Origin of the sequence: Methanosarcina sp. Kolksee (assembly GCF_000969945.1) — an archaeon.
Taxonomy (GTDB): domain Archaea; phylum Halobacteriota; class Methanosarcinia; order Methanosarcinales; family Methanosarcinaceae; genus Methanosarcina; species Methanosarcina vacuolata.
The window spans coordinates 4,357,997-4,379,033 of record NZ_CP009524.1; the positions used below are offsets into that span (position 1 = coordinate 4,357,997).

General features: G+C 40.5%; 14 protein-coding genes. 1 reads left to right on the forward strand and 13 read right to left on the reverse strand.

What is annotated here, in order from left to right:
- Positions 1-252: 252 nt before the first annotated feature.
- Positions 253-1,488: a methyl coenzyme M reductase-arginine methyltransferase Mmp10 gene (mmp10, locus tag MSKOL_RS17995; RefSeq protein WP_048157993.1), complete on the forward strand. Its 1,236-nt coding sequence runs from the start codon at positions 253-255 to the stop codon at positions 1,486-1,488.
- Positions 1,489-1,997: 509 nt separating this feature from the next.
- Here the strand turns inward: mmp10 and MSKOL_RS18000 are convergent.
- From MSKOL_RS18000 to MSKOL_RS18060, 13 genes are all read right to left on the reverse strand, one after another.
- Positions 1,998-5,438 carry a DNA polymerase II large subunit gene (locus MSKOL_RS18000; RefSeq protein ID WP_048157994.1) on the reverse strand — a complete coding sequence of 1,147 codons (3,441 nt, stop codon included), beginning with the start codon at positions 5,436-5,438 and terminating at the stop codon, positions 1,998-2,000.
- Positions 5,439-5,467: 29 nt separating this feature from the next.
- Positions 5,468-5,698 carry a hypothetical protein gene (locus MSKOL_RS18005; protein WP_048157995.1) on the reverse strand — a complete coding sequence of 77 codons (231 nt, stop codon included), beginning with the start codon at positions 5,696-5,698 and terminating at the stop codon, positions 5,468-5,470.
- A 148-nt stretch (positions 5,699-5,846) separates the two neighbouring features.
- A complete protein-coding gene (locus MSKOL_RS18010) occupies positions 5,847-7,001 on the reverse strand; it encodes an L-threonylcarbamoyladenylate synthase (RefSeq protein ID WP_332310031.1) in 1,155 nt (384 codons plus the stop codon).
- Between the two features lie 82 nt (positions 7,002-7,083).
- Positions 7,084-8,370, reverse strand: a complete 1,287-nt coding sequence (rbcL, locus tag MSKOL_RS18015; protein ID WP_048157996.1) for a type III ribulose-bisphosphate carboxylase — start codon at positions 8,368-8,370, stop codon at positions 7,084-7,086.
- Positions 8,371-8,791: 421 nt separating this feature from the next.
- The gene (locus MSKOL_RS18020; RefSeq protein WP_048157997.1) at positions 8,792-9,904 is read right to left on the reverse strand and encodes a DUF1646 family protein; all 1,113 of its coding nucleotides are present in this window, start codon (positions 9,902-9,904) and stop codon (positions 8,792-8,794) included.
- A 1,001-nt stretch (positions 9,905-10,905) separates the two neighbouring features.
- Positions 10,906-12,018 carry a DUF1646 family protein gene (locus MSKOL_RS18025; RefSeq protein WP_048123286.1) on the reverse strand — a complete coding sequence of 371 codons (1,113 nt, stop codon included), beginning with the start codon at positions 12,016-12,018 and terminating at the stop codon, positions 10,906-10,908.
- 1,499 nt (positions 12,019-13,517) lie between these two features.
- Entirely contained in the window at positions 13,518-14,015 is a 498-nt protein-coding gene (locus MSKOL_RS18030; RefSeq protein ID WP_048123288.1) for an Hsp20/alpha crystallin family protein, read from the reverse strand.
- Between the two features lie 56 nt (positions 14,016-14,071).
- Positions 14,072-14,599: an archaeal heat shock protein Hsp20 gene (gene hsp20, locus MSKOL_RS18035; RefSeq protein ID WP_048157998.1), complete on the reverse strand. Its 528-nt coding sequence runs from the start codon at positions 14,597-14,599 to the stop codon at positions 14,072-14,074.
- A 384-nt stretch (positions 14,600-14,983) separates the two neighbouring features.
- Positions 14,984-17,248, reverse strand: a complete 2,265-nt coding sequence (locus MSKOL_RS18040) for a CDC48 family AAA ATPase (RefSeq protein WP_048157999.1) — start codon at positions 17,246-17,248, stop codon at positions 14,984-14,986.
- Entirely contained in the window at positions 17,245-17,931 is a 687-nt protein-coding gene (locus tag MSKOL_RS18045; RefSeq protein WP_048158000.1) for an ArsR family transcriptional regulator, read from the reverse strand. The genes MSKOL_RS18040 and MSKOL_RS18045 overlap by 4 nt, the downstream gene beginning before the upstream one ends.
- 369 nt (positions 17,932-18,300) lie before the next feature.
- Positions 18,301-18,966, reverse strand: coding sequence for a hypothetical protein (locus tag MSKOL_RS18050; RefSeq protein ID WP_052725602.1), 666 nt, complete (start codon positions 18,964-18,966; stop codon positions 18,301-18,303).
- A 330-nt stretch (positions 18,967-19,296) separates the two neighbouring features.
- Entirely contained in the window at positions 19,297-19,734 is a 438-nt protein-coding gene (locus tag MSKOL_RS18055; RefSeq protein WP_048123302.1) for a Zn-ribbon domain-containing protein, read from the reverse strand.
- A 613-nt stretch (positions 19,735-20,347) separates the two neighbouring features.
- Positions 20,348-21,022 (reverse strand): phosphoribosyltransferase, encoded by a 675-nt coding sequence (locus MSKOL_RS18060; RefSeq protein ID WP_082091191.1) that lies wholly within the window; start codon positions 21,020-21,022, stop codon positions 20,348-20,350.
- Positions 21,023-21,037: the final 15 nt, after the last annotated feature.

Sequence of the window (21,037 nt, forward strand, 5' to 3'; positions counted from 1 at the left end):
AATTTATGTATTTTTTTAAAATATAATATATTAATTTGTAATCTATTTTTATAAAAATATATAAAAAAGCGGCATCGATAGAAAAATAAAATTTTAATATACTTAAAGCTCGTCAAAAATATACCAGATGACTTATAAAAAATAGTTAGTTAGAAAACGGAGAATAGATGTTAAATTTATTAAGATGTTGTTTTATACCTGAGAGTCATACCAAAAAGATTTATTAATACCTTGATAATACGAAAGTTTAATATGGAAGTCGTTGTCGATGTAGGCGGAAATCCAGGGGTAGACTGTAGAGGCTTTTGCAAATACTGTTATTTCAAAAAGGTTAAAGACATTCAGCCTCTGGGCTGCAAGTATTGTCTTCCTTTCAAGAAAGGGTGTGACTACTGCACACGCAGTGTAAAGGAATCATATTCGGGTTTCAAGCCTCTTCAGGTAGTACTGGAGGAAACTTCAAGAAAACTCTATTTCGCAAGTGGAGAGATTAAAAAATTCACTATTAGCGGAGGAGGAGATTTAAGCTGTTATCCTGAACTGAAGAATCTTGTCGCTTTCTTATCTCAGTTCAAGACCCAGATACATCTGGGGTATACAAGCGGAAAAGGTTTCAGCAAGCCTGATGACGCTCTTTTCTACATAGACCATGGTGTCACAGAGGTAAGTTTTACAGTCTTTGCGACTGATCCGGTTCTAAGAGCAGAATACATGAAAGACCCGGAACCCGAAGCTTCTATACAGGTTCTCCGGGACTTCTGTGCCCATTGTGATGTATATGGGGCAATTGTGCTCATTCCGGGAGTAAATGATGGAGAGGTCCTTGATAAGACTCTCAGTGATCTTGAAACGATGGGTGCAAAAGGAGCTATTCTGATGAGATTTGCAAACTTTTCGGAAAACGGGCTTATCCTGAATAATGCTCCTATCATTCCGGGCATAATCCCACATAACATTGAGGAATTCACGGAGCTGGTACGTAATTCTGCAGCAAAGCACCCTTCTATGAGGATCACAGGAACTCCGCTTGAAGATCCCTTAATTGGCTCTCCTTTTGCGATCAGGAATGTACCCGAAGCCCTTGAAAAACTTCCGAGGACAACAAAAAGAGCCACCATTATTACAGGCCAGATAGCAGCTCCAAGACTAAGGGAAATCTTTGAAGCTCTTGGAGGTTCCGTGAATGTTGTATCTCCAAAAAAAGATATTGGATGCCTCATTACTATTGAAGATCTCAAAAATATGGACCTATCTGAAGTAAGTGAGACTGTTTTCATCCCTGGGAGGGCTTTTGTTCATGATATGGAAGTTAAGGAGATCTTTAAAAGAGATGGAGTGGACAGGCTTGTTCGCAGAGGTCCGGAACTTCTTTCTGTAGACGGCGAAATGTCAATAGGCATGAAAAAAGAAGAAGTTTTGGAACTGGAAATTAAAAACTTTACCGAGCTTATAGGGCAGATTAATTCCCTTGGGTTACCCCTAAGCTAAACAAGCTGTCCGACAATTACTTCGGTAATAAAAGAATTCCTTCTTTTTTTATTTAAAGGCCTTATTTGCTTTTTTTAGCACTTTTTTATTACTACCAATAATTGCCGGACAGCCTGTAAAGACTCAGGGGTTTTACGCTTCGTCATATAAACCATATTATCAAAACCAGCCTAAATCGGAGTAAAAAAGCAGTGAGAGTATTAAAAAAATTGCCCTGTTAAAGATACAGATAATCAAACAGATAGTATATAAATAGCATATTAATTATATAAATACGTGAAAAATATATAGAAAAAAATATCAACTTTAAGAGAGTGGACTTATCCCTGTAAGAAACAGTCAAAACCTAAAAAGAGTCTCTTTTCGAAAGGAGGACAAGACTGTTTACAGTAAAATTAGAGAACTAGTTAATAAACACTTCTGTATTTTAGGACTCTCAAAATGCCCTGCCTCCTTTCAAACAAATAGAATAATTTATTTTAAGTGTTAAGATTTCTTGCTATTCGTTTTCAGCGCGCAGATCCAGACATGAAATCTGAAAGTCCCAGTTGTTTAACCCTGTGATTCTCGAATAGAGAACATATATCTTTATCCAAAAGTTCAATTCTCTGTTGGGTATAGCTAGAAACTCCGTACCGTTCCCCAATTTCTTTTGAAATCTCAAGATATTTACGGACAGCTCCTTCGTGCACGGTCAGTATTACATTACCTCCACACTTAGGGCAGGCTCCAGTTAGCGGAGGGCGCCTGAACTTCTCCCCGCATTTTATACAGCGCATCCGCTGCCTGGAAAAGGCACGGAGATTTCCTAGAAGATCAGGAAGGAAATGAGACTTGAGCACCCTTTCAGCTACATCCGGAGCATCTACTGCCCTTATTTTATTAGCAAGGGAAAGTTGTGCCTCCATTTTTTCGATCATGCTTCCGAGAGTCTTATACGAAGAATTGAGAGGGCCTGCAGCAATATCAGAAGTATCATGTGTGAACATAAAATGCTCATATTGTTCCGGAGTTCCAAGTCGACTACTCACCAGATCCATAATACCTTCAAGCTCTGTAGGATTTTTGATCTCCTGAGTAGCCCTGTAAAATTCCAGAGGATATCTTGCAGGCACATCTATATTATGTGCCTCCTTGTCCACTTCTTTGGGATCGATTCTCGTAGTAAGTACAAGAGGAGCATCCATTTTTCCACCCCTTTTCTCCGGGAGATAAGCCCTTGAGAAATTAAGGATCCCATCCATGAGAAGCATTATGCAATCTTCGTCTCCATCGCAGTTCCTGCGTTTTGAAGCATGAAAGAAAGGATGAGCATAGCCGACTGAAGCTCTCGTAAACCCTATTAAACGCCCCAGTACGCCTGCGGAGGTGTGTGGAGCAAGTCCTATGAGCAGTACGCCTACAAGATCCTGAATTGTTTTGGCATTGTAATAGGGTTCAACCCCGTAATATTTCACAAGCAGGTCATCCACATATTGTGCGGTACGCAGCATATACTCGCCCCCGTCATAAGAAATCACAAGGTCCTGAACCTTCAGGCAGACGACCTGATCATCTCTTTCAAGAGGATTTCCGTAAACGTCTTCCACATAACCAAGTTCCCGGAGTTTAGCTGCTGTTATCCCGATTTCATCAGCCCTGATATGTGTAAGGGGAATATCTGACATGTCATAGCGGACAGTCCCATCCTTAAAAATATAGACATCATGTTTTGCCCTCAAGATTCCCTTTTCCAGGGGCTCAGGAGTCATCTGCCCGTTCATTAGCCGTTTTACACCTTTAATGAGGTCCGCTTTTTCTCTTTCCCCTACATTCTCAAAAGCCTGCTTGTAAATAGAATGAAAATCCAATTTGACATTTGCAACAGAAGTTAGCTTTCTACCGCATTTAGGACAGGTTTCAGAGTTTCGAACCTCAATTTTACAGCGAAGACAGAAGAGTTTGGGACGGGTATACTCTCCGCAATCACAGCGCCAGAAATAAGTCTCTTTTCCACAGGCAGGACACTCCCTGATTCCCATCTCCACTTCAATTTCGCCTATTTTCCCATTCATGGAGGCCGAATAATTTGAAGCGACTGCAAGATTCCGCGTAAGTCCTCCAGCATTACCTATAGGAAAAAGAACCTGAGCTGCAGGAGACATCTTTCTCAGGTTGGCTTTTTCCGGTCTTCCCATTCTTGCCCCTATTCTTGAAGGAGCCCTCGGAAGAACTTTAAATCCACTTAAAAGAGCCGCAGCATTTACCATGTCATCGGTATCAGGTATCTGGGCTTTCTCTTTCAGATGGCAGTCAAGCCCGAGACAAAGAATAAAAGGAAGAGCTTCTTTAATCAGGATTGTGTCAGCTTTTACCCTGTGAAGTACAAGGAGTTTTTCAAGTACGAGTTTGACACCATTTTCCATACAGGCTTTCAGAGGTAACCTGAGGATTCCATCTTCAACCGAGAAATTTCCTCTCTCGGCCACGAATTTCCTTAAAGCCTCAAACTCAGTCCGATTTATGTCATGCCATAAATACGTAAACTTCGGATGTAGAGGGACATCGTATTCTTCCGCAAGCCTGAGAACCAGAGCCGACGATGGATCTTTCAACTCGTCTTCAGGTATTTTCTCAGAGCAAGCTGCTTCATAGTCATAACGCCACCATTCGAAAACATAAGGTGAAGGCATGAGAGGATGGTTGTTTTCCAGGAAATCCCCGTAATTAATCAGGATCTCTCCAATATCGACTAGTACCTCGACCTGCGAGCGAAGCTCATAAGCTTCCTTTATGTCATCTATACGGACGAGGTCTCCTGAATGAAGGCGCACAGTTGGTCCTTCTATCGAGTCTACAGCAGACATAGCTGCAGCCTTTCCAGGCCTTTCAACCTTGAGCTGAGTCCCGTTAGTAACAAAATCATCAAGCAGAACCATAGTAGCCGGATTGATCCCGGCGGCCGCAAAAGAAGTATTTCTGGAACGCCCGTAGCGGAGCCTGAACCCTCCTGGCCTTGAAGGATGGGAGAAAACCGGCCTGCCTGCAATCAGGTCTCTTATGTACTTATCCTTCGGCTTGATCTTGTTTTTCTGTTCATCTTCTTCATCGCCTCCGGTTTTTGTACCCCCTATGAGGATATCCAGCCAGTCCCATCCGTCCATATGCAATTTATTAACGTGTTTCTTGACTTTGGGGGCTTTAAGGGCGAGCCCTTCGGCAAGCACAAGGCACATTCCCCCTCTGATGCGGTTTGTCCCTATTCTTTCGAGATCTCTGTGCCCTTCAACCTCAGCTTCCTCGGTTGGGTCTCCATCAATACAGACAGGGCAATTTTTGACTATCAGGCGAATCTCGTCTTCCGAGGGCATATACTGCAAGCTTGCGACTCTTTTATAAAGAACGACCTCTTCCACATAACGCTCTACTTCCTCAGGTCTTGGCTTATAGCGGTCAATCCCTATCCCACGCCTTACGTAATCGCCAACGAGCACGGAAAGAGCCTGAGCTGTTCCACCTGCACTCCGGATAGGCCCGGAATAAAAAATCCGGATATACTCGGAACCATCATCGTTCTTTCCCAGTTCGACCTTATTAATCCCTTCAATCGGAGCTGCAACCACTCCTTCTGTAATGACGGCCATGGAAACCCGGATCGCAGCTTCAACAGCATCCTTTTTTGTTGTGAAGTTTCCCACTTCTCCTTCTGCGACCTGACGCCCGATTTCAAGAGCACATTCTTCTCTTGACATTTTTTCTTCAAGCACCCTAATCTTTGCAGCGACTCCCTCCACACCTATAAGGTTCTCAACCCTATCCGCAAGATCTTTGGCCAGAGGAATTTCTACAACGGGCTTTGGGTCACCTCCACGAGCTCGAGCTGCATTTGCAATCTTGATAGCCTCTTTGAGTCTTGCTTCGAGTTCGTCAAAATATTCGTGCATTTCCGTACTTGCAATCGTTTCACCCATTTGAAAGCCCCTTTAAAAAAAATTGGTATTTACCTCTTGCGAAGAGATCCAGATGCAAAAATACTTGAAATTGAGGTTATAAAAAGGACAAAAATACCTACCCAGATAAGATAGCTCCCTTCCTTCTCCAGGCCCAGAACTGTTAAAAGTAGGCCTACAGCCAGCACTACAAGATTAATCTTGTTTATTTTTTTATTCTGATCTACGACTTTTTTGTAAGCCCGCTTTTTTTCCAGATTTTCCTTTTTCTCGGCGTTCAAAGTTCTTCCCTCTCAAACACTAACTAAATCTTCAATTTTGTATCACAATTAAGCTCAAACACGGTATTACAATTGGCTTAAACACGTATTACAATTGAGCTTAAGCACGGTATTACAATTGAGCTTAAACACGGTATTACAATTGAGCTTAAGCAACAATCTTCATAGAGGACGCTTCCCTCAGCCGGTTGATGAGAGCTTCACCAAGCCCGGAACGGCTGAAGGACCCATCAGCCACGATTACATCCAGCCCTTTCTTATCCAGCTTTCTGAGCCCTTCAAAGAGTTTCCTGGCAGCTACGCCCGGATCTGCCCTGGGCCCCAGCAAAAGGCACTCATCTGGACTCAGGTTTTTTAAAGCAAAGAAAGGTGCAGTCTCCTTACTGGTTTCCTCACTGAGAAGAAGCCCAACTTTCTGCCCTTCGCTCCTGTAACTTTCAAGTAATTTGACAAGCTTTTCCGAAACAGATTTTCCTTCTCCTTCGACAAGCACAACCTTTGTATCAGGAATATAATGCCCATATTTCTGACCTGCCTTCTTTTCCGACAGATCCGGTTTATCCCCTGATTCGCCGCTTTTGTATCCGGACTTAACTTTTCCTATAATGCTTTCAAGCTCTTCGAGACTTACGGCTCCGGGCCTTAGCACAACAGGTGGCTCAACAGTCATATCAATTACAGTTGACTCAAGCCCTATGGCAGCCTCCCCTCCGTCAAGAATTGCATCAATCCTGCCTGTAAGATCCGAGATGACATGGGCTGCAAGACTGGGACTGGGCTTTCCTGACAGGTTGGCACTGGGAGCAGCAAGAGGGGTGCCTGCTCTCTTTATTAATTCAAGAGGAACTCTATGGTCAGGCATGCGAACTCCTATTGATTTTAGTCTTCCTGAAGTAATATCGGGGACAATCTCGTTTTTCTCCAGGATAATCGTAAGAGGGCCAGGCCAGAAAGCATCCATTAGCTTGAAAGCGCTTTCGGGAATATTTTTAGACACTTTCTCAACATCTTCTCTTGAATGAACAAGCAGGCTAAGGGGATTTCCCGGAGGGCGCTTTTTTGCCTCGAAAATCTTCAGGACTGCCTCTGAGTTCAGGCCGTCAGCTCCAAGGCCGTAGACCGTTTCCGTGGGGAAGGCTACAGTCCCACCACGCTTGATAATCGCTGACGCTCTTTCAAGGACGGAATCAAAATTTTCTTCGGAAACCCGAAAAACCAGAGTATTTACTTTACTTCCGTTTTCTGCCTGCACAGGGGTAAACTCCTTTTCAATTATAATTTTCTGTAGTGTCGAGTCAATCATCAAGGATTCAATAATTCCGAATAATTGCAATCGATTTTATACGACATTTTGTTATTGACTCAATAGTAGTTCTTTCTCCGGCTTATTTCTTCAGCCACTTATCGATGGCAAGTTCAAGTTCTCTGTGGTTTTTCGCATATTCCTGCAGGCTAACTCCCTCAAGGGCTGCTTCGAGTGCCTGCCTGCAAGCAGTGGCTCCGGCTGCCGTACCCATTGGATGGGCGTGAATTCCGCCACCGAATTGCATAATAACATCCCTTCCGAAGATAGTGTACAGGTCAGGAATCATAGTAGGGGCAAGCCCTCCGGAAGCAACCGGGAACATAGGCTTCAACCCTCCCCAGTCCTGGGCAAGTACATGCTGGCTTTCATCCGCAGGCACATTGTCTAACACACACTCATCACGGAGAGATAGAACCTCGTGTTTTTCTCCGTGCATTTTCCCTACTACAGTACCGATGTGAAGCTGATCAAGCCCGACCAGTCTGCAGAGCTTGGCAACGACAAGCATGCTTATCCCATGGTGTGGGTTCCTGGTATAGGCTGAATGCATGCATCGGTGGGCATGGAGAGCAAGCCCTGCATCGTCTGCTTCTTCCCTTAAGGTCTGAAGTGCAGTCCAGCCCACAGGTACGATGTCGATCATCGCATAGCTGGCACCCAGGTCTTTAAGAATGTTCATGCGACGGATCATTTCCTTACAGGTAGGAGCAGTAATGTTGCAGAGATACATTTTACGCTCTCCGGTCTCAGATTCTGCTTTTTCTGCAAGCTTCAGAGTAAGTTCAGCTCTTTTTTCAAATCTGTTAAATTTCTGATCCGTAAGGTTCTCGTCATCTTTAACAAGGTCGCAGCCTCCTGCAAATGAATTGTAAGCGACCTCAGCATGTTTTTCAGAGGTTAATCCAACTTTCGGCTTGACAATAGTTCCTATGAGAGGCCTGTCCTGCACACCTGTAAGTTCCTTGATTCCTGGCAACCCGAATCCAGGACCTTTGAATTCGGAGAGCATTGACTTCGGGAAAGCTATATCCTGCAGTCTGAGATTGTCAACGATTTTCATACTAAAGATATTTCCTGCAACCGCACTGAGTACCTGCGGGACAGAACCAAGTTCAAAGAGTTCTTCCGAGTAAGCTACCCTTACAGTCTGTGCATCCTCATCTACGTAAAAAACATGGGGTTTTAGCCTGGCTGCAAGTTCGGGACTGAGTGTGGCGATTTCAGTCCAGGAATCTATAGAGCTTTCCCCTGCCATATGGGTTGCAGCTTCCTCAAAATTCACTCCTGCTGACGGTTCGATATGGAACTCACATACCAGATCAGTATCCTTCGGGCTATAGTCCATGTCTATATAATCTCTTCGCATTGTTTTCCTCCTGACTGAACAAGTTAATCTCCAGAATAAAATACGTTAGAATATACTAAATAGAATTATAGTTCTGATTGAAGGAAGTAACGGAACATAGATAAAAACTTGTTTACTTAAATTGAGTGAGCCTTGATCAAAAAGAAAAAAGGTAAAGGAAGAGAGTAAAATAAGGGAGTTCCTGAGAAACAAAAGAAAAAAGGAAAAAGAAATAAATAGAATATTTCAGGGAATAAGAGCCAAAAAGATCCTCTCCGAATCGTGTGGAAATTTTCCATTTGATTCGAAGAGAATACGAGAAAATTGCAATCTTTTTTTCAATTAATGGACTTATTAGATCCTGTTCCAGAATCCGGGAATTTTCAATCTTGTATTCACTGGATTCTGGAACTGAATACGTATGAGCATGGGGATTTTAAGTTTAGAACCCAAGCACAAATATAACGACGAAGTAGATAGCCATTGAGATAAGCCCAAGAGGCAATCCAAGCCTTGCCCATTCTTTACTATTAATACCAAGTTTTCCTGCAGAGATGATGTTCGGGATATTTCCCGGGATCAGCATCCCACCTGCAATTAAGAGACCCATAAGTATACTCTTTATCTGGACTTCGCTAAGAGCAGGTCCTATCTCAGCAGCTGCAAGGGTAGCGTTATCAAGGATGGCCGAAACCATGTTCACCCAGTAAAGAATACCTGACGGGATTTTTATGAAGTATTCAAGTATAAGAGGTTTGAAACCATCTCCGAGAAATGTAAGAGCCATGATAAACACATAAACTTTTACAGCTCTCATTACAACATCTTTTACAGTCTCGTTATACTCGGATGCTTTCATTCCCTGGTCTTTTGGATCAACTTTTCCAAGGAAGAACATTCCAATAATACCATATACAAGAATACCAGGAACAATGTATTTGCCCAGCATATTGAATAAGAACATGAAGTCGGCATGGTAAGGTGCACCGGATAATTTTGAGATAGCAATTGTTGAAAGCGGTTCTCCAAGGGGGGTCAGTGCAGCACCAAGGCCGATGGAGAAACACGCAATAATTGTAAGGTCTATCTTTGACTTTCGAGATAGAGGCATTGCATTAACTACCTCAACGAGAATAATTGACGCAAGAATAGCCGACATCACACTGGAAAACATACCAAGAATAACAATGAGAAGAAAACCTAAAACTTTTACAGAAAGCATATCAGTTAATTTTCTAATTACTTTGTGAATCGGAGCATGCCATTTATAAATAATCAAGCCGACGACAAGCACTATCTGGAATATGCCGATTGGAATGCCGAATATGTCTCCAACATGCAGCGGTGCAGTAAATGCTTCTTCGATAATTTCCATTCGCCAGCCAGTCTCATTACCCGGGATTTCGACAAAACCTGAAAGAGTCATTGCTGCTATTCCACACACAAGCAGAAATGGTTCCAGATTTTCCTCAATAACGTGTATTTTAAAAGGGCCGAGTAACACGGCTAAGAATATTACAAGAAACCCAGCTAAAATTCCTGGTTCAAGAGCCATTACTTTTTTCCTCCTTTAATATATTTAGACCACAACGTCTGAATAACCTACTGTGAAACAGTGTTAGAGCCTAGAATGTTTTAGTCTTATAAAGACTTGCTCTATTTATTCTTTGGTAATATATTAGTCTTTAATATTCAATTTAATTTTTATATTTTTTACAAATAAAGGTTGTTTACTTATTGAAAATGGGCTTTACCCATAATGCATTTTTTTATATACAGAAATTACTTTCGGTCCAAAATTCGGATTAATCATATAGCTTCGCACCATTTCATTTAATAAGTAAACCTGTTAAATTGTTTTATATATAAAAGTAGACATTAAGTACAAAAATTTTAGTTCAAATAGATCCAGAACTCATAATTTGTAAAATGAGCACAAATGTAGAATTTATTTGCCTAATTGTCCTATATTATTTTTTTAAAGACAAAATGAATATTTAAACTGCTGTCGAGTTGAGATAATATGTGTCATTTTTGTGCATATATATGGAAACATAGGAGAAAATAAAAAACAATGTATATTTTTTAACATGCACATAGTAATTATCACAAAACTGAGTATCCAAAATTATCATACAGTTAACTTTTAACTGGTGATAATGCTCTTGAAAATAAAGACATCAAATCGGAACCTGTGAATAGTTTGTTCTGTGACGACTCATTAGAATTAAAGCTTAAGATCATTTTTCACGCTTTGAAACAGACCTTAATCTCACACTTCGAAAAGCTATTTTAGGTGTCTGGTGAAGAGCAAAAGCTTTTTCTTTGTTTTTATTTGCATTTGGGAAGCTTTTAGCAGGATTATGAACTGCGGGCTTCTTAAAACGAAGAAAAAGTTCTGCTAATTTAAAAGAAAAAAGAAATTAAAGCCTGGATGATATTCCAGGAAAAATATAAAAAACTCAAATTAAGGATTCAGTTTCAAAATCCAGTGATCTAACCTATAATTTCTCCACCATTTTGAAACTGAATCTTATTAACTATGGGCAATTTAGTTTAGAGTTTCAGCACAAAGATGACGACGAAATAGATAGCCATTGAGACAAGCCCAACAGGCACTCCAAGCTTCGCCCATTCTTTGCTTGTTATACCCAGTTTGCCTGCAGAAATAATATTTGGAATATTTCCTGGGATCAGCATTCCGCCAGCAATTAAAAGTCCCATAAGGATACCTTTTATCTGGGCTTCAGTAAGTGTGGGTCCTATTTGAGCTGCTGCTAAAGTAGCATTATCAAGAATAGCAGAAACCATGTTAACCCAGTACAGTATTGCTGGAGGTATTTGTGCAAAATATTCAAAGATAATAGGCTTGAAACCATCTCCCAGTAATGTGAGAGCCATGATAAACAAGTAGACTTTAACAGCCCTCATTACGACATCTTTTACAGTTTCGCTGTATTCTTCGGCTTTCATTCCAGGGTCGTTCATACCAGCTTTTCCAAGGACGAACATCCCAAAAAGCCCGTAAATAAAGATACCTGGAACGATATACATGCCAAGCATTTTCATTAAGAAATTGAACTGAGCATGGTAAGGTGCACCGGATAATTTAGAGATAGCGATTGTGGAGAGAGGTTCTCCAAGAGGAGTAAGCGCTGCACCAAGTCCAATTGAAAAACATGCGATAATTGTAAGATCTATTTTGGATTTTCGTGACAAAGGCATTGCATTAACCACCTCAACGAGAATGATTGATGCAAGGATAGCCGACATCACACTGGAAAACAGACCAAGAATAACAATGAGAATGAAAGCCAGAACCTTAACAGACAGCGCTGAGGCAATTTTTCCTATTGCTTTTTGAATCGGCTCATGCCATTTATAGATAATTAAACCAACTATAAGAACTACCTGGAATATGCCGATTGGAATTCCAGCAATATGTAAAGAGTTCAGCGGTGAAGTCAACGCTTCTTTGATTATCTCCGGCCTCCAGCCTGTTTCTGTACCCGGGAGTTCGACAAAACCTGAAATTGTCATTGTCGCAACTCCGCATAGGAACAAAAATACTTCCAGATTCTCCTCAATAATCTTGACTTTAAAAGGGCCGAGCAGTACGGCAAGGAATATTACAAGAAATCCAGCTAAAATTCCTGGTTCTAGACCCATAAATTTTTCCTCCTTTACTATTTAGTCTATAGTAGTCTATAGTGTTCACAGTAAAGTAAGCCTGTAGACTATGCTGTATACATTTGAGCCCTCTAAACAGCCTAAAAAGCTCTTTTTAGGGGGATAAAATAGTTGATCAATAAGTGAATGTAACAAGTATACTGTTTATTGATAAGGAAAATCATTAATTGTGAGCACTGTAGATTACAAAATGATTGGAAATTAACTAATAAATTGACTAATAAACTAACTAATGTTAAACACTGAAAAGCCCCGAATTCTTTAGCTTTATAAAGACCTTCTATATTTTTCCATAGATTAATTCAATATCTGTCTTATAAGAAAGATCTTCAATCTGCTTCCCAATGGGGAAGCCTTATCTAACATGTTTTTTGGCTCTTGAATAGGATATTTTTGATCTTAGCTTTATGAGATAATATTTTATCACCTCATAAAAGGCAACAAATATTTTGTCACTTTTATCTTTCTTACTCGCATAATATTGAGCTTTTCTATTGAGAAGCCCTCTACATTTTCGAACTATACACGGTTATCCAGTACCTTACGCACAAGACTGATTCCGGCCTTAAGATTAGAGGAGTCAAGTTCCTCTAGCCAGATAATGACTTGAGCTTTTGTCCTCGACTATACATGCTTCGGATTATTTCGGGACTACAGATTCCCTGTTAAGCAATCATGCGTATATATTTTTTGCTTTTGTTCATGCCAAAAGTACAACTAATTATACAAAAGTCTATAATTATAAAATTTGTGACATAAAGCCACAAATTTTTTAGTTTTATTATTTGAAATCAATCGAATCATTTTTATACTATTTTAGGAGATGTTTTATTTTATTAGATATATATTTGTTAAATTATAATATGCCATAATAATAGATCGATTACTGTTGAAAGCCTCAATATCCAGGTTAAAAAAAGGGTATTGATATGGAGTATGAAAAGATATTACAAAAGCGCACTATAATAATATTGCAAATTCAAAATAAGGGCGACTCATAAAATAAGACACAAAATAGTAAAGTGAAGGTAAAAAATAGGAAGGTAAAAATAAGAAGGTAAGAAATAGAGAGGTAAGAAATAAAGAGGTAAGAAAGAGGGAGGGAAAAAATAGGAAGGAAAGAAATAAAGAGGTAAGAAAGAGGGAGGGAAGAAATAGAGAGGGAAAAATAGGTAGGGAGAAATAGAGATAAAATAGGGCGGTAAAAAATATTAAAGTTATTAAAAGGGCGTGCACATAAATAGGATATACAAATAGCATGCGTTTAAGAGTTCAACTTCGCCTTGACAACAAAGTTATTTTTTTGTCTATAGAGAGTTCTGCACACTATCTGTTTTCAACTACTATTCGACGTGTGATTATCAGGACTTAGGACTAAGTATTTCCAACTACAATTTTCAAACCGTTTTTCAGTATATTTTTGCACTTAATTCTCCAATTCGATCTTCAACTCGCTCAACTCTTCAAGGCCGTTTGCGTCAGTTAATTTCGATTTCAACGGGCCTTTCTTCAGTACAACGCTTGAAAGTAACCTCAAGTACTCCGTTTTTATAGCTGGCTTGTGCACTCTTAGGATCCACACGGGCAGGAAGCTCTATGTCCTGAGAGTATTCGGAAGCTCCAAGAATCCTGATTTCAAGATTTTGAGCAGTCGCATGCAGAAGGAGATCTTCCTTTTCGATTTCCGGAATTTCTGCAAGTACGTGTACTAGTTCTTCACTTTCAAAGATATCAACTAAAGGGTCTCTTATTTCGGAGGGGAATAGATTTTCTTCATCCTCAGAACTTTCCGAAACATTTCCAAACTCTCGGAGTTCGGGGTCTTCCCCCGGGCGACGAATGATAGAAAATCCGTATACGAAGGGGACGGACTCTCCCATATCTTCCAGGAGGGCTTCGATCATTTCTTCCAGGTTGTCAAAAAGTTCAGATCCAAACTCTTCAAAGAAATCCTTTCTTTTTCTTATGCCCACCATTTTATTACCTCTGCTTTTCCTCGTGCTGTTACACCTGCAGTGCAATTCCCGGGAAGTCACTCAATATTTATTGAGGTTCGGGAAATGGATTCCAGCCTCTTAAAGGTAACTTCCAGCACACCGTTTTTATATGTAGCTTTGGCACTCTGGGGGTCAACCTTTACCGGCAGTTCCACACGTTCGGAATATTTTGGATTCCCATCTATTGTTTCGATGTCAAGTATTAAATCAGTTGCGTTTAATCTAATATTTTCTTTCTCAATGCCCGGAATCTCGGCAATCACATGAACCGTCTCTTCGGTTTCCAGTACATCAATCAGGGGTTTTCTTGTGTCAAGATAACAATGTTCTTCGTTCTCAGTATGCTCAAACATAGGAATATTCCCGAATTCACGGATTTCAGGTTCTTCCCCTGGTCTCTGAGTTAACGAAAATCCATAGATGAAAGGGTCCTGCCCGAAATTTTCCGTACTCATACCCATTGCCCTGCTAAGACGTTCAAACATTTCATCCACGTCCTTAACCGGGTCAATTCCGAAGATTTCATCGAAAAAATTTCTCCTTTTTTTACTATCTCTTTCCATATAATTACCCCGTTATTAATTTACCCATTGATAACTCGTTATTAATTTACCCATTGATAACTCGTTATTAACTTACCATTGATAACTCGTTATTAATTTACCCATTGATAACTCGTTATTAATTTACCCATTGATAACTCGTTATTAACTTACCATTGATAACTCGTTATTAATTTACCCATTGATAACTCGTTATTAATTTACCCATTGATAACTCGTTATTAACTTACCATTGATAACTCGTTATTAATTCATCCATTGATAACTCGTTATTAAGCGAATTTATCAAATCAGCCAGTATAAATCAGTCATTGTTTCTTTTCAGTAGTTCCTGAGTTTTTGATAATAAAAAGCCGGGAGTTGCCGGCTTATAAGGACGTGGGCTTACTGAGCCTGAAAGAAACCCGGGACATTTTCGTGTTCTATTTCTTTTTCCTGTTCTTCAGACTCGGGAGCTTCTTCTTCAAATTCAGTTGCGTATTTAGCAAAGAGTTCAGCACTCCGTTCATAAGCCACGAGGTTTTCCCTGGATGTTGTAGGCTTCACACGGCGGATTGCGCGTTCAAAGTGCTTCTTTGAAATCCTGACTTCTCCTGCCCGTTTCGCGAGGTCCTTTCTGCCAGCTCCTGGAGTGACGATTTCTCTCAGGGCCAGCATCGCAGCCTCCCTGCAAATACCCTGGATGTCTGCACCTACGTACCCTTCGGTCATATCAGCAAGCTCGGCGAGATTTACATCTTCTGCAAGAGGTTTTCCCTGCGTATGGATCTCAAAGATCTTTTCCCTGCTTGTGTTATCAGGTGGCTTAATATAGATGAGCCTATCAAAGCGGCCAGGCCTGAGGAGCGCAGGATCTACCATATCAGGCCGATTTGTGGCCGCAACAATAATTACATCCTTGAGTTCCTCGACTCCATCCAGTTCGGTGAGGATCTGGCTAACAACTCTTTCGGACACGTGCGTATCTGAAACAGAACTTCTTTGGGGTGCGATTGAATCGATTTCATCAAAGAAGACAACCGTCGGTGCAGCCTGTTTGGCTTTCCTGAAGGTTTCCCTAACCGCACGCTCGGATTCTCCTACATACTTGCTGAGAAGTTCTGGACCTTTAATGCTGATGAAATTGGCTTCGCTTTCACTTGCAACGGCCTTTGCAAGCAAGGTTTTACCTGTACCAGGAGGCCCAAACAGTAACACTCCTCTGGGAGGTTTTATATTGATAGTGCTGAAGAGTTCAGGATACTTCAGGGGCCACTCAACAGCCTCAATAAGTTCCTGCTTTGCATTTTCAAGTCCTCCGATATCATCCCATCCTACATGCGGAACCTCAACATAAACTTCTCTCATTGCAGACGGCTCGATATTCTTCAGGGCTTCCTTGAAATCATCTCTGGTGACTACGAGTTTATCAAGAATTTCCTGTGGAATTTCTTCCTCTTCGATATCGATTTCGGGAGTTATCCTTCTGAGAGCATGCATTGCTGCTTCTTTACAGAGGGAAGACAGATCAGCGCCTACAAACCCATGAGTTACATCTGCAATTTCACTAAGGCTTACATCCTGAATAGGCATACCTCTGGTATGAATGAGAAGAATCTGCTTCCTGCCGTTCCGATCGGGAATTCCGATTTCTATTTCCCGATCAAATCTTCCACCACGGCGGAGAGCTTCATCTATTGAGTTCGGGCGGTTTGTGGCAGCAATTACAACTACCTCGCCCCTGGACTTTAGACCGTCCATAAGGGAGAGCAACTGGGCAACTACCCTGCGTTCCAATTCTCCTGTTACTTCGCCGCGCTTGGGAGCGATGGAATCAATCTCATCTATGAAGATAATAGAAGGCGCTTCCTTTTCGGCTTCCTCGAAAATCTCGCGAAGCTTCTGCTCGCTTTCTCCATAATACTTGGAAACGATTTCAGGGCCGCTAATAGTAATGAAATTTGCATCGGTTTCACTTGCGACTGCCTTTGCGATCAGTGTTTTACCCGTGCCTGGAGGCCCGTGAAGCAACACTCCTTTTGGGGGCTCAATTCCAAGTTTCTGGAAGAGTTCAGGATGTCTCAACGGCAACTCAATCATTTCTCTGACAAGTTGAATTTCCCGTTTAAGCCCACCGATATCCTCATAAGAAATACCTTCTGGAACCCGGGCCTCCTCAACTGATTTCTCCTTAATCACTATATCAGTGTCTTTAGTAACAACAACAGGTCCTGCAGGTCTTGTAGATGCAACTACGAAAGTCAAAGGGTTATTTACAGTTTCCACCCTGATCTGCTGACCTTTGTTCAAAGGTCTTCCCTCGATAATTCTAAGGATGTAGTGAGCCCCTCCAACAAGTCTTACAGGCTGAGAAGGAGCAAGGGTAACTCTCTGGGCGTGTTTTGCCTGGACTTTCTGGATTGTAACCCTATCATCAATCCCAACTTTGGCATTACTGCGGAGGTTACCGTCAATCCGGATCCGATTTTCCTGTTCACGTTCTACATTTGGCCAGACAATTGCGTAGGTCTTAGCTTTCCCTGAGATCTCAATTATATCCCCGCTTACAAGTTCCATCTGCTGCATCAAGCGGGTGTCAATTCTTGCAATTCCCCTACCCACATCCTTATGATAAGCTTCAGCAACTCTCAAATTAATTTCTTCAATCATTCGTTCTCAACTCCGGTCTCACGGACTTTCCAGTAATACTGGTTATTTTTGATACCATACTCAATAAACCCCCTCTTTGTAAGGCCTATCAGGTTAGCGTTAACAATACTCGGGTGCAAGCGCAGGTTGTAACATAGGGTAGCGAGAGTGGTTTCATTTTTCAGAAGTTCAAACAGGAGCTCACACTCTACAGGATTCCTGGCTATTTCTTCAATTGAGTCAAGACAATGGTCCATAGCTTCTGTGTACTCAACCTGAAGCTGCTGCTGCATCTGTGCAAGCTCTTCTTGCCTTTTTTTGAGTTCCTTAAGCCTGCTGCTCAATTTAAGAAATAAAGTAGAAGATTCTTCCCCTGGTGGGATCTCCTTTTCCACAGGATCTTCTTCATTTTTCCCCCTATCAAAAGTAACATCATGGAGTGTTACCGTATAGGAATATGGGGATACTGACACTTCAAGCCGCATGTTGTTTGCGATATTGAAGTATTTACGCCTCTGTTCATCCACACTGCATTCTATAAGTCCTGCCTGCTCAAGCAGACCTAGATGACTTATTATGGCTTTTGGCCCTACTCCCAACCTGCTAGAGATCTCACTGACATAGCAGGGACGGTTTGCAAGAAGTTGAATAATCTTCCTGCGGTTTTCATTCCCCAGAATGTCAAGTAATTTTGCCGGGTCCATTATTTTCCTCTGATAATAATCTAAATTTGTGAGATAGTAGGCAATAGTGCCAGAATTTTTTCATTTTATATTTTGTGATTGTATATTTTTGATTATAAGTATCTAGCCTTGAGTAAATTAGAACAGGAAACCCTGCATGAAACTTTACCCGGAAGACTAGCTGGAAAGGAGAATGTTCATGATAGTAACCTATAGTTATCATTAATAATATATAAATGTTTCCATAGTTATTTGTTTTCTTTTGTAACCAAAAAAAGAACGCTCGGATATGAAGCTTTAAATAACAGCAAAATTGGATTGAAGTGTAAGAAGCACAAAGCTGGACTTGAGTGTAAGCTAACAAAACAATAATAGTTGCCATTCATGAATCTAGAGGATGAGCTGCTTATTGCTTTCAACAACTCCTGGCCAATTCTTTGTTGAACCTGAACCACGAAGGAAACTTAGAGGATTCAATAAACCTTCCATTTTCTTTTTTTCATTTTTCCAGTTTATCAAAAATACCGCGTGAACTGTTTTTCCATTATATTCTTCTGAAGTTACCGCAATGGTGTACGTCAAATTGCAAAACTCAATAGAACCACAAAAAACCTCGCCATAAACATAAAATTCAGCTCTACTGTAAGGTACCCCTTTAACGTGCCCGGAGTAATGACACGAGTCTCCCTTGTTGAGAACTGAAACCTCATCGAATTCTATGTCAAAATTTCTGTCCAGTAATCTAAGATTAATGTTTCCACTTTCAGCCGATTCCTTGAACTTTTTAATATCTACAACAAAAGTTTCAGAGTCGTCCCAGTAATCCTGAGAATTAACAGGGTTATCCTGAAGATTTACTTTCTGAACAATATCATTCTCGTGAAAGTCTGTAGCTTCCGTTATTGAGCTTTCGTTAGAAACGGTTTCAACAAGCTGTTTTCTGGAATATTCAGAAATAGTTTCTTCGTTGTTAACTAGAAGAAAACTTCCTGAGAAAACAACAAGTCCAAGAAAGACTGCAAGTATGAGTATTTTACAGAAAATGTTGATTTTCATTAAGACCCCAGCTCAAAGATAAAAGTTACAAGTTTTAATATCTAGTATAAATTTAGACTCTTTATAGAATAATCTTTCGAAAGAAAAGCTAACAAATTTAGAAACAAACGAATCAGAATGTAAAATGTAAGCTGCGGTACAATGAGGAATAATTAAAAAAAGAGTTTACAATTGAAAATAACAAAAATAGGATAAGCTAACCATATACTTCAAGCTAAAAGCACAGGCTTTTAAGCTTTGTTCTATAAGATTATTCGGAAATTATTCCTCAAAAACACCCAGGCAAGAAATTTCTGGGAAATTTTGAAAAATCTAAGTTATTTCTGCTTTTTAGTTTTTCTTTTTGTTTTCCTTTTGCTGGCTGAAAACCGAGGGCAGGTGTAGAGCATAAGACCCTTCTTCCCGGATTGCCATAACGAGTTCTTTTCTTTCAAGAAGGGAGTCCAGGTTAAGTTCATAGGAGCCAGGCCCAAGGATTCTTACGGACTCTACTCTATCTTCATCTGTTTCCCTCTCGGCTTCTGGTTCCTGCTTTACGCTTTCCCGCTCAGAAGCAAGAGCCTCGTCAATATTCCTGACAACTTCATCCAGAGAGGATTCCAGATCCAGCTTTTGTCCTTCCAGAGCAAGCTTTTCCTGATTTTCCGAATCTTCACATTCTGTTTTTACATAAAGGAATTTATTCCAACCGCAATTTGGGCAGCCGCTCAGGATGACAGAATCTCCGTCTTCAAAAATGGTTCCGCATCTGGTACATCTGTGGGGCATGAATTCACCGGTAATAGATAGTGGGTTAATTTGATGTTAATGAATTAATTTATTGTAAATGAATTAATTTATTGTAAATGAATTAATTTATTGTAAATGAATTAATTTATTGTAAATGATGTAATTATAGTCACGCCTGTAATTGTTGCAACAAAAAACTTCATTGTACCTCATTGGGCAATTGCATTATTTAGCCTAGTGACTACAATTTAGCCTAGTGACTATATGTACTCAGTTTTTTAAATCAATCTGGTATTCTGAATTTTAGACCAGTCATGTATCCTGAATCCGATCAGTTTGGCATACTGGATTTCAGACCAATCTGGTGTTCTAGATCAAGATTTTAAATGATATACAGAGTGCTATAGTGATATCCTTATGGGTACTTAAAATATAGATACACTGAATAGATATGTATATTTGTATTTTACAGCTTGACGCTTACAACTTAACGCTTACAACTTAACGCTTACAACTTAACGCCTTCATTTAAACGAAAGATAGATCGGCCCAGCAAAAGTAAAAATATTCTCTTCGGTTGTAGGCCCCTCCGCTTTCCAGTTAGAAGCGTAAATTATTAGCCCACTTAGGAAGAAATTTATAATAATGTTTTTTATAACAATCTCCAGTACTTCTTTCCATTGATTATTTCAGAATTGACCTTGCGCACTCTCTCCATCTCCTCCAGAACTTCTGGAAGCCTTCCTGGCTGGGTGATTTCAAAGACAATAGAGTCAAGATCATGGTTTATGTAAAGGCTGTGTTTAAGATCTTCAAGATTCCAGAGTTTTGCAGGGTCTTTTCTCATGCATTTAGTCAAGATACTTGTCATATCTTCTATGAAGTTCCAGGGATAAACAATCCAGGCCCAACCCTCAAGCCGTTCGCCAATATAATCGGGGTCGATTTTAGAACTCCCCAGGTATTGTAATGAAGCGGTTCTGACTTCCATAGGCTTGTGATTTTCCACATAAGCCCTGGCACTAAGCATACTTTCTCCAGTATCAACAATATCATCTACAATAAGTACCTTTTTTCCTTCCATCACGTTGTTTGAAAGAGGATATCGAATATAAGGCTCACCGGTATCGATAGCTGTGTCTCCGATGTAGTGCTCGATTTTCAGACTGGATAGGTCATCAAGCCCCAGGAAATCGCAGAGCACTCTCCCGGCAAACCAGCCTCCCCTTGCAAGCGCAATAATTACGTCCGGTTCATATCCAGAATGTTTGATTTCCGCAGATATGTTTCGGCACAAACTATAAATGTAATCCCAATTCGTAAGCACACACTTGAATGATTT